The 15,654-nt window shown below is 66.8% G+C and carries 10 protein-coding genes; all 10 read right to left on the bottom strand.

The genetic code is table 11. The annotated features are described in order from the left end of the window. Positions 1 to 5: 5 nt before the first annotated feature. The gene (gene rplC / locus PROKR_RS15950) at positions 6 to 659 is read right to left on the bottom strand and encodes a 50S ribosomal protein L3 (protein WP_020016113.1); all 654 of its coding nucleotides are present in this window, start codon (positions 657 to 659) and stop codon (positions 6 to 8) included. Positions 660 to 675: 16 nt separating this feature from the next. Then, entirely contained in the window at positions 676 to 984 is a 309-nt protein-coding gene (gene rpsJ / locus PROKR_RS15945; protein WP_019146773.1) for a 30S ribosomal protein S10, read from the bottom strand. Between the two features lie 523 nt (positions 985 to 1,507). Further along, positions 1,508 to 2,704: an elongation factor Tu gene (gene tuf, locus PROKR_RS15940; protein WP_020016112.1), complete on the bottom strand. Its 1,197-nt coding sequence runs from the start codon at positions 2,702 to 2,704 to the stop codon at positions 1,508 to 1,510. 122 nt (positions 2,705 to 2,826) lie between these two features. Continuing rightward, on the bottom strand, positions 2,827 to 4,929 hold the full coding sequence (fusA, locus tag PROKR_RS15935) for an elongation factor G (RefSeq protein ID WP_036964588.1): 2,103 nt from the start codon (positions 4,927 to 4,929) through the stop codon (positions 2,827 to 2,829). 96 nt (positions 4,930 to 5,025) lie between these two features. Beyond that, positions 5,026 to 5,496, bottom strand: coding sequence for a 30S ribosomal protein S7 (rpsG, locus tag PROKR_RS15930; protein WP_020016110.1), 471 nt, complete (start codon positions 5,494 to 5,496; stop codon positions 5,026 to 5,028). Continuing rightward, on the bottom strand, positions 5,496 to 5,870 hold the full coding sequence (gene rpsL, locus PROKR_RS15925) for a 30S ribosomal protein S12 (RefSeq protein ID WP_020016109.1): 375 nt from the start codon (positions 5,868 to 5,870) through the stop codon (positions 5,496 to 5,498). Before rpsL ends, rpsG begins: the two co-directional genes overlap by 1 nt. Positions 5,871 to 6,301: 431 nt before the next feature. Next, positions 6,302 to 10,186, bottom strand: coding sequence for a DNA-directed RNA polymerase subunit beta' (locus PROKR_RS15920; RefSeq protein WP_036964587.1), 3,885 nt, complete (start codon positions 10,184 to 10,186; stop codon positions 6,302 to 6,304). Between the two features lie 79 nt (positions 10,187 to 10,265). Continuing rightward, positions 10,266 to 13,778 (bottom strand): DNA-directed RNA polymerase subunit beta, encoded by a 3,513-nt coding sequence (rpoB, locus tag PROKR_RS15915; RefSeq protein ID WP_026365830.1) that lies wholly within the window; start codon positions 13,776 to 13,778, stop codon positions 10,266 to 10,268. A gap of 418 nt (positions 13,779 to 14,196) precedes the next feature. Next, positions 14,197 to 14,583, bottom strand: coding sequence for a 50S ribosomal protein L7/L12 (gene rplL / locus PROKR_RS15910; protein ID WP_036964586.1), 387 nt, complete (start codon positions 14,581 to 14,583; stop codon positions 14,197 to 14,199). 83 nt (positions 14,584 to 14,666) lie between these two features. Then, the gene (gene rplJ / locus PROKR_RS15905; RefSeq protein WP_036964585.1) at positions 14,667 to 15,197 is read right to left on the bottom strand and encodes a 50S ribosomal protein L10; all 531 of its coding nucleotides are present in this window, start codon (positions 15,195 to 15,197) and stop codon (positions 14,667 to 14,669) included. Positions 15,198 to 15,654 lie beyond the last annotated feature (457 nt).

Raw genomic sequence — 15,654 nt, 5'->3', positions numbered from 1 at the left:
CGGTTTCACGCTCCCTTCGCGGCGTTACGCACGAGGACGACGCCACCCTTGGGGCCGGGAACCGCGCCCTTGACGAGCAGCAGACCCTTCTCGGCGTCGACCGCGTGAACGGTCAGGTTCTGGGTGGTCTGACGGGCGTTACCCATCCGACCGGCCATCCGCAGGCCCTTGAAGACTCGCGACGGCGTCGAGGCGCCACCGATCGAGCCGGGCTTGCGGTGGTTGCGGTGCGCACCGTGCGAGGCGCCCACGCCGGAGAAGCCGTGACGCTTCATGACACCGGCGGTGCCCTTGCCCTTGGTGGTACCGACCACGTCGACCAGGGCGCCGGCCTCGAAGGCCTCGGCGGTGATCTCCTGGCCGAGCGTGAACTCGGACGCGTTCTCGGTGCGGACCTCGGCCACGTGACGGCGCGGCGTCACGCCGGCCTTCTCGAAGTGGCCCTTGAGGGGCTTGGTGACCTTGCGGGGGTCGACCTGACCGGCCGCGAGCTGAACAGCCGCGTAGCCGTCGGCGTCCACCGTACGGATCTGGGTCACCACGTTGGTGCCCACGGAGACCACGGTCACCGGCACGAGGCGACCGGCCTCGTCCCAGAGCTGGGTCATACCAAGCTTCGTGCCGAGCAACGCGGTCACGTTCTTCTGCTGGTTGGTCATGATGTCCCCTCCAGCCTCAGAGCTTGATCTCGATGTTCACGTCCGCCGGCAGGTCGAGTCGCATGAGCGAGTCGACGGCCTTGGGCGTGGGATCGATGATGTCGATGAGCCGCTTGTGCGTACGCATCTCGAAGTGCTCGCGGCTGTCCTTGTACTTGTGAGGCGACCGGATCACAACGAAGACGTTCTTCTCCGTCGGCAGCGGCACCGGACCCACGACCGTCGCACCAGCGCGAGTGACCGTGTCGACGATCTTGCGCGCCGAACTGTCGATCACCTCGTGGTCGTAGGACTTGAGCCGGATGCGGATCTTCTGTCCCGCCATGGCGTCGTCTGACTCTCTCTCTCGAACCGCTACTGTCCGACCCACGCACTCGGGCGTGTCGCTTAGAGCGGCACAGCCGGGCGCAGAACACCATTGCTGGCGTAAGGGCCGTTGGGAAGTGATCTGACCCAGCTCTACAGCCGGACCGACCACGACGTTTGCCGAGCCTGCTCGGAACAGTGCCTCCGGAAGACCGGAGAACGTGTGCTCCGCGGGGCGCCCATACGCATCCAACAGCAGGCGATAAACCCCGCGACCCCTCGTCCGGATTACCCCGGGAGGGTGACCGCTCCAGCCTCTGGCGGCCCCCCACGATCCGGGACCTGGGCTGCGGTTCTGCACACTGTTCGACACTTGAAAGAGCGCGCCTGTTACAGGCAACTATGCAATCTTGCCATACGTCCTGGCATGCGCCAAACGCAAGGCGGTGTGATGCCCACTACTACACAGCAGGGCCCGGACGCCGAAGCGCCCGGGCCCCACCGCATCGCTGACTTCCGTCAGCTGAGCTCGTGCTCCAAGATCACTTGAGGATCTTGGTCACACGGCCGGAGCCGACCGTGCGGCCACCCTCGCGGATGGCGAAGCCCAGGCCCTCCTCCATGGCGATCGGCTGGATCAGCTCGACCGTCATCTCGGTGTTGTCGCCGGGCATGACCATCTCGGTGCCCTCGGGCAGCGTGATGACGCCGGTGACGTCCGTGGTGCGGAAGTAGAACTGCGGGCGGTAGTTCGAGTAGAACGGGTTGTGACGGCCACCCTCGTCCTTGCCCAGGATGTAGACCTGAGCCTCGAAGTTCGTGTGCGGGGTGATGGAACCCGGCTTCACGACGACCTGGCCACGCTCGACGTCCTCGCGCTTGATGCCACGCAGGAGGAGACCGGTGTTGTCGCCGGCCTGCGCCTGGTCCATCTGCTTGTGGAACGTCTCGATGCCCGTGACGGTGGTCTTCTGCGGGACGCGGATACCCACGATCTCGACATCGGAGTTGATGTCCAGGGTTCCACGCTCGACCTTGCCGGTGACGACGGTGCCACGACCGGTGATCGTGAAGACGTCCTCGATCGGCATGAGGAACGGCTTGTCGAGGTCGCGCTCCGGCTCCGGAACGTTCTCGTCGACGGCGTCCATCAGCTCGACGATCTTCTCGACCCACTCCGGGTCGCCCTCGAGAGCCTTGAGGCCCGAGACGCGAACGACCGGCGCGTTGTCGCCGTCGAACTCCTGCGACGACAGCAGCTCGCGGACCTCCATCTCGACGAGCTCGAGGATCTCCTCGTCGTCGACCATGTCGGACTTGTTGAGCGCGACGAGCAGGTAGGGCACGCCGACCTGACGGGCGAGCAGCACGTGCTCACGCGTCTGGGCCATCGGGCCGTCGGTCGCGGCGACCACCAGGATCGCGCCGTCCATCTGGGCGGCACCGGTGATCATGTTCTTGATGTAGTCGGCGTGACCCGGAGCGTCGACGTGCGCGTAGTGGCGCTTCGGCGTCTCGTACTCGATGTGCGCGATGTTGATCGTGATACCGCGCTGCTTCTCCTCCGGCGCGGCGTCGATCTCGTCGAAGTTGCGCTGCGTGTTCGCCGGGAGCTCCGGGTACTTGTCCGCAAGCGTCTTCGAGATCGCGGCGGTCAGCGTCGTCTTACCGTGGTCGACGTGACCGATCGTGCCGATGTTGACGTGCGGCTTGGTCCGCTCGAACTTGGCCTTAGCCACTGGGGTCCTCCTGGGACTTGGGTAGATGTTCCGAACGTTGCAGATGTCCGGCCAAGAAGCCTACAACTGCGGGGCGTGCGGTTTTTCCTACAGGTTGGTTGTGCGGGTCGACCTGTGGGGACTCACTCGCCCCGGGTCTTCTTGATGATCTCTTCGGCAACTGCCTTGGGAACCTCGGCGTAGCTGTCGAACTGCATCGAGTACACCGCGCGACCCTGGGTCTTCGACCGGAGGTCACCGATGTAACCGAACATCTCGCTCAGCGGCACCTGGGCGCGAACGACCTTCACACCGGTCGCGTCCTCCATGGACTGGATCATGCCACGTCGAGAGTTGATGTCGCCGATCACGTCGCCCATGTACTCCTCGGGCGTACGCACCTCGACGGCCATGACCGGCTCGAGCAGGACAGGGTCGGCGCGCTTGACGCCTTCCTTGAAGACCATCGAACCGGCAATCTTGAACGCCATCTCCGAGGAGTCGACGTCGTGGTACGCACCGTCGATCAGCGTCGCCTTCACGCCGACGACCGGGAAGCCCGCCAGCACACCCTGCTGCATGGCCGACTGGATACCGGCGTCGACCGACGGGATGTACTCGCGCGGGATGCGGCCACCGGTGACGGCGTTCTCGAACTCGTAGAGCTCGCCCTCCGACGTCTCCAGCGGCGCGAAGGTCACCTGGACCTTGGCGAACTGGCCGGAACCACCGGTCTGCTTCTTGTGCGTGTAGTCGATCTTCTCCGCCGTGCGGCGGATCGTCTCGCGGTACGCGACCTGCGGCTTACCGACGTTCGCCTCGACCTTGAACTCGCGACGCATGCGGTCGACGAGGATGTCGAGGTGGAGCTCGCCCATACCGCCGATGACGGTCTGGCCGGTCTCGTCGTCCAGCTTGACGCGGAAGGTCGGGTCCTCCTGCGCGAGCTTCTGGATGGCGGTCGACAGCTTCTCCTGGTCGGCCTTCGTCTTCGGCTCGATGGCCACGTCGATGACAGGCTCCGGGAAGCTCATCGACTCGAGGATGACCTGGTTCGCCGGGTCCGACAGGGTGTCACCGGTGGTGACGTCCTTGAGCCCGATGAACGCGTAGATGTGGCCGGCGTGCGCCTCTTCGACCGGGTTCTCCTTGTTGGAGTGCATCTGGAAGAGCTTTCCGATGCGCTCCTTCTTGCCCTTGGTCGAGTTCTGCACCTGGGCGCCCTGCGCGACCTTGCCCGAGTACACGCGGACGTAGGTCAGCTTGCCGAAGAACGGGTGCGTGGCGACCTTGAAGGCGAGAGCCGAGAACGGCTCCGACTCCTCGGGGCGGCGCTCGATGACCTTCTCGGCGTCCTTGACGTCGTGGCCCTGGACGGCCGGGACGTCGAGCGGCGACGGGAGGTAGTCGATGACGGCGTCGAGCATGGGCTGCACGCCCTTGTTCTTGAACGCCGAGCCACACAGCACCGGGAAGGCCGAGGACGTGATGACGAGCTTGCGGATGCCGCTCTTGATCTCGGCGACCGACAGCTCCTCGCCACCGAGGAACTTCTCGAGCAGCTCGTCGTCAGCCTCGGCGACGGCCTCGATGAGCTCGGCGCGGTACTGCTGCGCCTTCTCGACGAGGTCGGCCGGGATCTCCTCGACCTCGTACTCCTCGCCCATCTTGGTGTCGCCGCGCCACGTGAGCGCCTTCATCTCGATGAGGTCGACGACGCCCTCGAAGTCGTTCTCCGCACCGATCGGGAGCTGGATGACCAGCGGCTTCGCCTTGAGGCGCTCCACAATGGTCTTCACGGTGAAGTAGAAGTCCGCACCGAGCTTGTCCATCTTGTTGACGAAGCAGATGCGCGGGACGTCGTACTTGTCCGCCTGCCGCCACACCGTCTCGGACTGGGGCTCGACACCCTCCTTGCCGTCGAACACGGCAACCGCGCCGTCGAGCACGCGGAGCGACCGCTCCACCTCGACCGTGAAGTCGACGTGGCCCGGCGTGTCGATGATGTTGATCTGGTTGTTCTTCCAGTAGCAGGTCGTCGCGGCGGACGTGATCGTGATGCCGCGCTCCTGCTCCTGCTCCATCCAGTCCATCGTCGACGCACCGTCGTGCGTCTCACCGATCTTGTAGTTCACACCCGTGTAGAACAGGATGCGCTCGGTCGTCGTGGTCTTTCCGGCATCGATGTGGGCCATGATGCCGATGTTGCGGACCTTGTTCAGGTCGGTCAGCACGTCGAGTGCCACGGTGTCTTACCCCTTGGTCTAAAGGTGGGCTTGGGTGGCCGGCGGTACTGCATCCACCGACGGCCCCGGGGGTGACCCGGGGCCGCTCGGAAGCTACTACCAGCGGTAGTGCGCGAAGGCCTTGTTGGAGTCGGCCATCTTGTGCATGTCCTCGCGGCGCTTGACCGCGGCACCGAGACCGTTCGACGCGTCGAGGATCTCGTTCATGAGACGCTCGGTCATCGTCTTCTCGCGGCGAGCGCGGGAGAAGTCGGTGAGCCAGCGGAGCGCGAGCGTGGTGGCACGCGTCGGGCGCACGTCGACCGGCACCTGGTAGGTGGCGCCACCGACACGGCGGGAACGCACCTCGAGGGCGGGACGGACGTTGTCGAGCGCGCGCTTCAGGACCACGACAGGGTCGCCGTCGGTCTTGGCGCGGACACCCTCGAGGGCACCGTAGACGATCGCCTCGGCGGTCGACTTCTTGCCGTCGAGCAGCACCTTGTTGATCAGCTGCGTGACGACCGGGGACCCGTAGACCGGGTCGACGATGAGCGGCCGCTTCGGGGCCGGACCCTTGCGGGGCATCAGCTCTTCTCCTTCTTGGCGCCGTAACGGGACCGAGCCTGCTTGCGACCCTTCACGCCCTGCGTGTCGAGCGCGCCACGGACGATCTTGTAGCGGACACCGGGAAGGTCCTTCACACGGCCGCCGCGCACGAGCACGATCGAGTGCTCCTGGAGGTTGTGGCCGACACCGGGGATGTACGCGGTGACCTCGACCTGCGAGGAAAGCTTCACGCGGGCGACCTTGCGGAGGGCCGAGTTCGGCTTCTTGGGGGTGGTGGTGTACACACGGGTGCACACGCCGCGCCGCTGGGGGGAGCCCTTGAGGGCCGGGGTCTTCGACTTCCCGGCCTTCGAGGTCCGCCCCTTGCGGACGAGCTGCTGGATCGTAGGCACTACGTCTCCGTCGTCTTCTTGAGCTTCGGCGACGCCCTGCCGGCGTCCCCGTCAATGGTTCTGGCTTGTGCGTGCCGATCGCATGCGGCACCCACAGGCCCCAGACAGGGACTGCTACGCCACGTACCACCGGCTCGATGGCCCGGCTCCACCATCGGGGCACGACGTGCCCCGGAGGATCTCGCCGGGATGCCCACGCACTCACATCGGCCGCTTTCCGAAGCTGCCTCGCGGCGGCCTTCAGGAGGTGCGGCCCGACGGCGCGGGCACGAATTCTAAGAATACCTGCGTGTCTACGGGGGGTCAAAACGAATCGGATGTGAGGTGCACCCCGTAGAACCGCGAAGTAGAGCGCCTGCCCGGCTCTCGAACGGGACGAACCCGTGCGGAGCAGGACAGGCGCTCTCTACCTCGCGGTCAGCGGACCAAGATCAGCGGAAGTCGCCGAGGTCCAGGTCCTCCAGCGGGATCGCCTCGCCCGAACCCATACCCAGGGTCGGGAAGTCGATCTCGTCGTAGCCGAAGCTCGGGTAGAGCTCGGCCTTGGCCTGCTCGGTGGGCTCGACCTCGACGTTGCGGTAGCGGGGCAGACCCGTACCGGCCGGGATGAGCTTACCGATGATGACGTTCTCCTTGAGGCCGAGCAGCGGGTCACGACGACCGCTCATCGACGCCTCGGTGAGCACCCGGGTGGTCTCCTGGAAGGAGGCCGCCGAGAGCCACGAGTCGGTCGCGAGCGACGCCTTCGTGATACCCATCAGCTCCGGACGGCCGGCGGCCGGCTGGCCACCCTCCGACACGGCCTTGCGGTTCGCGTCCTCGAAGCGCATGCGCTCCGCGAGCTCACCCGGCAGCAGCTGCGAGTCACCCGAGTCGAGCACGGTCACGCGACGCAGCATCTGCCGCACGATGACCTCGATGTGCTTGTCGTGGATGTCCACGCCCTGGCTGCGGTAGGTCTCCTGGACCTGGTCCACCAGGTGCGTCTGCGTGGCACGGGGGCCGAGGATGCGCAGCACCTTCTTCGGGTCGACGGCACCCTGGACGAGCTGGGTACCGACCGTCACGTGGTCGCCGTCCGCGATCTTGAGGCGCGCACGCTTCGTGACCGGGTACTTGATCTCCTCGCCACCGTCGTCCGGCGTCAGCACGAGGTGACGCGTCCGCTCGGTGTCCTCGATCGTCACGCGACCCGTGTACTCCGCGATCGGCGCCTCACCCTTGGGGGTGCGGGCCTCGAAGAGCTCGGTGACACGCGGCAGACCCTGCGTGATGTCCTCGGCCGCGGCCACACCACCGGTGTGGAAGGTACGCATCGTCAGCTGCGTGCCCGGCTCACCGATCGACTGCGCCGCGATGATGCCGACGGCCTCGCCGATGTCCACGAGCAGACCCGTGGCCAGCGACCGGCCGTAGCACTTGGCGCAGGTACCGACGCGGGACTCGCACGTCAGGACCGAACGGACCTTGACGTTCTCGATGCCCGCGGCGATGACCTTGTCGATGATGACGTCACCGGCGTCCGACCCGGCGGTCGCGATGACGTTGCCGTCGGCGTCCACCACGTCGGTCGCGAAGGTGCGCGAGTAGATGCTGGTCTCGACGCGGTCGTCCGGGACGAGCGAGCCGTCCGCGAGCTTCTCCGCCACCGGCAGCGTGAGGCCACGCTCGGTGCCGCAGTCCTCCTCGCGGATGATGACGTCCTGCGAGACGTCCACCAGACGACGGGTCAGGTAACCCGAGTCCGCCGTACGGAGGGCCGTGTCGGCCAGACCCTTACGGGCACCGTGCGTCGCGATGAAGTACTCGAGGACGGACAGGCCCTCGCGGTAGTTGGACTTGATCGGACGAGGGATGATCTCGCCCTTCGGGTTCGCCACGAGGCCGCGCATACCGGCGATCTGACGAACCTGCATCCAGTTACCACGGGCGCCCGAACCCACCATGCGCATGACGGTGTTCCGCGCGTTGCTCTCGAGGTTCACCCGCATGGCCGACGCGACCTTGTCGGTCGCCTGGGTCCAGATCTCGATGAGCTCCTGACGGCGCTCGTCGTCCGTGATCAGACCCTTGTCGAACTGCTGCTGGACCTTGAGGGCGCGGGCCTCGTGCTCGTCGAGGATCTCGCCCTTGACGGTCGGGGCCGCGACGTCCGAGATGGCGATCGTGACGCCGGAACGCGTGGCCCACCGGTAGCCGGCGTCCTTCAGCGCGTCCAGCGCCGCGGCCACCTCCACCTTCGGGTAGCGCTCGGCGAGGTCGTTGACGATCGTCGAGAGGCGCTTCTTGTCGGCGACCCCGTTCTCGTACGGGTAGTCGACGGGCAGCGTCTCGTTGAACAGGTAACGGCCGAGCGTGGTGTCGAACAGCAGCTGCTGACCCGGCTCCCAGCCCTCGGGCGCCTCGAAGTCCTTCAGCGGCGGCACCAGGTCGGACATCCGCAGCTTGATCTGCGCGTTGATGTCCAGCTCGCCCCGGTCGAAGGCCATGATGGCCTCGGCCACGGAACCGAACGCACGACCCTCGCCCACGGCGCCCGGACGGTCGCTCGTGAGGTGGTGCAGACCGATGATCATGTCCTGCGAGGGCATGGTCACCGGACGGCCGTCCGACGGCTTCAGGATGTTGTTGCTCGAGAGCATGAGGATGCGGGCCTCGGCCTGCGCCTCGGCGCTCAGGGGCAGGTGCACAGCCATCTGGTCACCGTCGAAGTCGGCGTTGAACGCGCCGCAGACGAGCGGGTGCAGGTGGATGGCCTTGCCCTCGACGAGCTGCGGCTCGAACGCCTGGATGCCCAGACGGTGCAGCGTCGGCGCACGGTTCAGGAGCACCGGGTGCTCCGTGATGACCTCTTCGAGCACGTCCCAGACGACAGGGCGCGTGCGCTCGACCATGCGCTTGGCGCTCTTGATGTTCTGCGCGTGGTTCAGCTCCACGAGCCGCTTCATGACGAACGGCTTGAACAGCTCGAGCGCCATCTGCTTGGGCAGACCGCACTGGTGCAGCTTGAGCTGCGGGCCGACCACGATGACCGAACGGCCCGAGTAGTCGACGCGCTTGCCGAGCAGGTTCTGGCGGAACCGGCCCTGCTTGCCCTTGAGCATGTCGGAGATCGACTTCAGCGGACGGTTGCCGGGGCCCGTGACCGGGCGGCCGCGGCGGCCGTTGTCGAACAGCGAGTCCACGGCCTCCTGGAGCATCCGCTTCTCGTTGTTGACGATGATCTCCGGCGCGCCCAGGTCCAGGAGCCGCTTGAGGCGGTTGTTCCGGTTGATGACGCGGCGGTACAGGTCGTTCAGGTCCGACGTCGCGAACCGGCCACCGTCGAGCTGCACCATCGGGCGCAGGTCCGGCGGGATGACCGGGACGGCGTCCAGCACCATCGCCGTGGGCGAGTTGGTGGTGGTCAGGAACGCGTTGACGACCTTGAGGCGCTTCAGCGCACGGGTCTTGCGCTGGCCCTTGCCCGAGCGGATGGTCTCGCGCAGCGACTCGGCCTCGGCGTCCAGGTCGAAGTTCTGCAGGCGCTGCTGGATCGCGTTCGCGCCCATCGCACCCTCGAAGTAGGTGCCGTAGCGGTCCTGGAGCTGGCGGTACAGCATCTCGTCGCCCTCGAGGTCAGCGACCTTGAGGTTCTTGAAGCGGTCCCAGACCTGCTCGAGGCGGTCCAGCTCCTGGTCCGCGCGCTTGCGCAGCTGAGCCATCTCACGCTCGGCCGAGTCGCGCACCTTGCGGCGAGCGTCAGCCTTGGCACCCTCGGCCTCGAGCTCGGCCAGGTCGGCCTCGAGCTTCTGGGCGCGGGTGTTGATGTCGTTGTCCCGGCGGTCGGAGATCTCCTTCTTCTCGAGATCGATCTCGTTCTGCAGGTTGGGCAGGTCCTCCTGGCGCGCCTCGTCGTCGACCGACGTGATCATGTAGGCCGCGAAGTAGATGACCTTCTCCAGGTCCTTCGGCGCCAGGTCGAGCAGGTAGCCCAGGCGGGACGGCACACCCTTGAAGAACCAGATGTGCGTGACGGGGGCGGCGAGCTCGATGTGGCCCATGCGCTCACGGCGCACCTTGGAGCGCGTGACCTCGACACCACAGCGCTCGCAGATGATGCCCTTGAAGCGCACGCGCTTGTACTTGCCGCAGTAGCACTCCCAGTCGCGGGTCGGACCGAAGATCTTCTCGCAGAAGAGCCCGTCCTTCTCCGGCTTGAGGGTGCGGTAGTTGATGGTCTCTGGCTTCTTGACCTCACCGTGCGACCAGGCACGGATGTCCTCGGCCGTGGCCAGGCCGATACGCAGCTCGTCGAAGACGTTGACGTCGAGCAAGGTGGTCCTACTTCCTGAAGTTCTCGAAAATCCTCATCGGTGTCCAGGTCCGCGCCCGGTGCACGGGCGCGGCCTGGTATCAGATCTCGTCGACGCTGGAGGCGGCGTTGGGCCGCCGCGAGAGGTCGATGCCGAGCTCCTCAGCGGCGCGGTACACCTCGTCGTCGGACTCCTTCATCTCGATGGAGACACCGTCGCTCGAGAGCACCTCGACGTTCAGGCACAGCGACTGCATCTCCTTGAGAAGCACCTTGAAGGACTCCGGGATACCCGAGTCGGGGATGTTCTCGCCCTTGACGATCGCCTCGTAGACCTTGACACGGCCCGGGACGTCGTCGGACTTGATGGTGAGCAGCTCCTGGAGCGTGTACGCGGCGCCGTACGCCTCGAGCGCCCACACCTCCATCTCACCGAAGCGCTGACCACCGAACTGCGCCTTACCACCCAGCGGCTGCTGCGTGATCATCGAGTACGGTCCGGTCGAACGCGCGTGGATCTTGTCGTCGACCAGGTGGTGCAGCTTCAGGATGTACATGTAGCCGGTGGAGACGGGCTCCGGGAACGGCTCGCCGGAGCGGCCGTCGAAGAGCTGCGCCTTGCCGTCCTGGTTGACCATCCGCTGACCATCACGGTTGGGCAGGGTGGCACCGAAGAGACCGCGGAGCGCGACCTCCTCCAGACCGTCGAACACCGGGGTGGCGACCGGCCGGCTCGGCTCGCTCTTGTGCGCGACCTCGGGGAGGCTCTCCAGCCACTCGCCGCCCTTGTCCTCGGCCAGCGAGACGTCCCAGCCCTGCTTGGCGATCCACCCGAGGTGGGTCTCCAGCACCTGGCCCACGTTCATGCGGCCCGGCACACCCAGCGGGTTCAGGATGACGTCGACCGGCGTGCCGTCCTCGAGGAACGGCATGTCCTCCTGCGGGAGGATCTTCGAGATGACGCCCTTGTTGCCGTGGCGGCCGGCCAGCTTGTCACCGACGGTGATCTTGCGGCGCTGCGCGATGTACACGCGCACCAGCTGGTTCACGCCGGCGGGCAGCTCGTCGCCGTCCTCCCGGTTGAACTCGCGCACCGCGATGACCGTGCCCTGCTCGCCGTGGGGCACCTTGAGCGAGGTGTCGCGCACCTCGCGCGCCTTCTCGCCGAAGATGGCCCGCAGCAGGCGCTCCTCCGGGGTCAGCTCGGTCTCGCCCTTGGGGGTGACCTTGCCGACCAGGATGTCGCCGGCGCCGACCTCGGCACCGATGCGGATCACGCCGCGCTCGTCGAGGTCCGCGAGGACCTCCTCCGAGACGTTGGGGATGTCCCGCGTGATCTCCTCCGGGCCGAGCTTGGTGTCACGGGCGTCGACCTCGTGCTCCTCGATGTGGATCGAGGAGAGGACGTCGTCCTCCACGAGGCGCTGCGACAGGATGATCGCGTCCTCGTAGTTGTGACCCTCCCACGACATGAACGCGACCAGCAGGTTGCGGCCGAGCGCGAGCTCGCCCTCGTCCGTCGCCGGGCCGTCCGCGAGCACGGAGCCGACCTCGACCCGCGCACCCTCGTCGACCAGCACGCGCTGGTTGTAGCTCGTGCCCTGGTTGGAGCGCACGAACTTGTGCACGCGGTACGAGCCCGTCGTGCCGTCGTCGTTCGCCACGAGCACCAGGTCGGCCGAGACCTCGGTGACCACACCGGGCTTGGTCGCCACGATGACGTCGCCGGCGTCGACCGCCGCACGGCGCTCCATGCCGGTACCGACCACGGGGGCCTCGGACCGCACCAGCGGCACGGCCTGGCGCTGCATGTTGGCACCCATGAGGGCGCGGTTGGCGTCGTCGTGCTCGAGGAACGGGATCAGGGCCGTCGCGACCGACACCATCTGGCGCGGCGAGATGTCCATGTAGTCGACCTCGGCGCCCGGGATGTCGTTGGTCTCGCCACCCTTCGTGCGGACCAGGACACGGTCGAGGACGAACGTGCCGTCCTCGAGCAGCGGTGTGTTGGCCTGCGCGATGATGTAGCGGTCCTCGTCATCGGCCGTGAGGTACTCGATGTTGTCGGTGACCTTGCCGTTCTCGACCTTGCGGTACGGCGTCTCGATGAAGCCGAACGGGTTGATGCGACCGAACGACGCCAGCGAGCCGATCAGACCGATGTTCGGACCCTCAGGGGTCTCGATCGGGCACATGCGACCGTAGTGCGACGGGTGGACGTCACGGACCTCCATGCCGGCGCGGTCGCGGGACAGACCACCCGGGCCCAGCGCGTTCAGACGACGCTTGTGGGTCAGGCCGGCCAGCGGGTTGTTCTGGTCCATGAACTGCGACAGCTGCGAGGTGCCGAAGAACTCACGGATCGACGCGACGACCGGACGGATGTTGATCAGCGTCTGCGGCGTGATGGCCTCGACGTCCTGCGTGGTCATGCGCTCGCGAACGACGCGCTCCATGCGGGACAGACCCGTGCGCACCTGGTTCTGGATGAGCTCACCCACGGCGCGGATACGACGGTTGCCGAAGTGGTCGATGTCGTCGGTCTCGACGCGCACCTCGACGGGCTGGCCGTTGCGGACGCCGTCCATGGTGGTCTTGTCCGCGTGCAGCGACGCCAGGTACTTGATCGTGTGGACCACGTCGGTCAGCGACAGCGTGGAGTCGGCGAGCTCCGCGTCGACACCGAGCTTCTTGTTCGCCTTGTAGCGGCCGACCTTCGCCAGGTCGTAGCGCTTCGGGTTGAAGTAGAAGTTCTCGAGTAGCGCGCGACCGGCCTCGACCGTCGGCGGCTCACCCGGGCGGATCTTGCGGTACAGGTCGACCAGGGCCTCGTCCTCGGTGTGGACGTGGTCCTTCTCGAGGGTGTCGAGCACCGACGGGAACTCGGCGAACTGCTCGCGGATCTCGGCCTCGCTCATGCCGAGGGCCTTGAGCAGGACGGTGACGGACTGCTTGCGCTTGCGGTCGACGCGCACGCCGACGGCGTCACGCTTGTCGATCTCGAACTCGAGCCACGCACCACGCGAGGGGATGATCTTCGCGGAGAAGACGTCCTTGTCGCTGGTCTTGTCCGGGGTGCGCTCGAAGTACACGCCCGGGGAACGCACCAGCTGCGAGACGACGACGCGCTCGGTGCCGTTGATGATGAAGGTACCGCGCGCGGTCATGAGCGGGAAGTCGCCCATGAACACGGTCTGGCTCTTGATCTCACCGGTGGTGTAGTTGACGAACTCCGCGGTGACGAACAGCGGGGCCGCGTAGGTGAAGTCCTTCTCCTTGCACTCGTCCGCCGTGTACTTCGGCGGCTCGAAGCGGTGGTTCGAGAAGGAGAGGGACATCGAGGAGCCGAAGTCCTCGATCGGGGAGATCTCCTCGAAGATCTCTTCCAGTCCGGAGGTTTCCGGGACATCATTACGACCAGCCGCCTTGGCAGTTTCTACCCGGCCCTGCCAGGCTGGGTTACCAAGGAGCCAGTCGAAGCTCTCGGTCTGCAGGCCAAGCAGGTCGGGGACCTCGAGTGGCTCATAGATCTTTGCGAAAGAAACGCGACGGGAAGCGGTACGGTTCGCAATGGCTTCGGCGGACGGAGCTGAAGGGGTGCGCGAGGCAGCCAAGAGGGGTCCTTCCCTGCAGTTCGGGTGAACGCTGTACGCTCTGCGGTGCTGCAGGAAGCTCTGCCGGACTTCACCGGTCACCGGTGGGCATCCCACCGGTGAGGGGGATGCGACCAGGACTTTCGGGAAGCAGGGGGAGGCGTCGAGGGCACACGCGGGCGCAAAGCGCTAGCATACCTATCTGGTTCTAGTATGTCCAGTCCCCCCAGCGCCCGCACCTCGAGACTGTGGTAAACCTCGAAACGTTGCGTATCCGCACTGGTGAGGCGAGTGCCGCGGAACCAGGCGCCCCGACAGACGATCCAGAGCACGCGAGAGGCCCGCACCCCGAGGGGTGCGGGCCTCTGCGTTCGGCGGACGGCGCCCGGGACGAGCCCGGGCCGCCGTCACACCAGCCCGAAGGCGGTGGTGCCTGAGGTCACTTGAGGGTGACGGTGGCGCCGGCGCCCTCCAGGGCGGCCTTCGCCTTCTCGGCGGCGTCCTTGTCGGCGCCCTCGAGAACCGGCTTCGGCGCGCCGTCGACCAGGTCCTTGGCCTCCTTCAGGCCGAGGGACGTGAGCGCGCGCACCTCCTTGATGACCTGGATCTTCTTGTCACCGGCGGCCTCGAGGATGACGTCGAACTCCGACTTCTCCTCGGCGGCCTCGGCCGGCGCGCCACCCACGGGGCCGGCAACGGCAGCGGCGACCGGAGCGGCGGCGGTGACGTCGAACTTCTCCTCGAAGGCCTTCACGAAGTCGGAGAGCTCGATGAGCGTGAGCTCCTCGAAGGCGGACAGGAGCTCGTCGGTGGAGAGCTTCGCCATGATGGCGTTCCTTTCAGTTGGCGCTTCGCGGACCGGTTCCGGTCCGCGAGAAGCAGGGGGTGTGAACTGGCACTGCCACCTGGTCAGGCGGCAGTACCCTCCGATTCCTGCTTCTGACGCAGGGCATCGATGGCACGGGCGACCTGGGCGGGCTTGGCGGTGAAGGCGTAAGCAGCACGCGTCAGCGTGGCCTTCAGACCGCCGGCCACCTTGGCCAGCAGAACCTCGCGGGACTCGAGGTCCGCGAGCTTCGTGATCTCTGCAGCGGACATCGCGGCGCCGTCGAGCACGCCGCCCTTGATGACCAGAGCAGGGTTCGCCTTGGCGAAGTCACGCAGACCCTTCGCAGCCTCGACCGGGTCCCCGGTCACGAATGCGATGGCGGACGGGCCCTTCAGGTCGGCGTCGAGACCCTCGACACCGGCCTCCTTGGCCGCGATCCCCGTCAGCGTGTTCTTCACCACGGCGTAGGTTGCGTTGCCGCTGAGCGACCGACGCAGCTCCTTGAGCTGCGCGACGGTGAGCCCGCGGTACTCGGTCAGCACGGCCGCGTTGGAGTCGCGGAACTTGTCCGCGAGCTCTGCGACAGCGGCTGCCTTGTCCGGCCTCGCCATGGCAATCCTTCCGGTGGTGGTACCACCGTCCCTGGGGCGTGAGCCCCGGGCGTTGCCCCGGAACGAGAAAAAGAGCCCCGGCGCAGGTGCACGGGGCTCGGTTCGTGCGGCAGGACCGCACTCGAGTTCGTCACCTGCGCAGGCCCCCGCTCTCAGCGGGACTTCGGTCTTCTTCCGCCCTGCTCTTGCGAGCGGGCAGCGTCGGACGACCGGCGGTCTTGGGTTACCCGAGAACTATACATGGCTACACGCATGGCTCTACACGCGGCGGGCGGTGGCGTGGGCCACATCAACGCTCCAGGCCCTCCAGGGACGCGAAGCACACCAGCGGTACGGGCTCGGGCTCGTCCGCGAGCGCCGCGGCGAGCGCGGCCTCGGGGTCGTCGGTGGCGCGCAGGTGGGCGTGGAACCTGGGCATGACGCGCGCGGCGACGGCGTCGGACAGCGGGGCGACGGC

The organism is Promicromonospora kroppenstedtii DSM 19349 (genome assembly GCF_000515355.1).
GTDB classification, from domain to species: domain Bacteria; phylum Actinomycetota; class Actinomycetes; order Actinomycetales; family Cellulomonadaceae; genus Promicromonospora; species Promicromonospora kroppenstedtii.
Note: the sequence above shows the minus strand (reverse complement) of the source record. Positions and strands in the feature narration are given on the sequence as shown.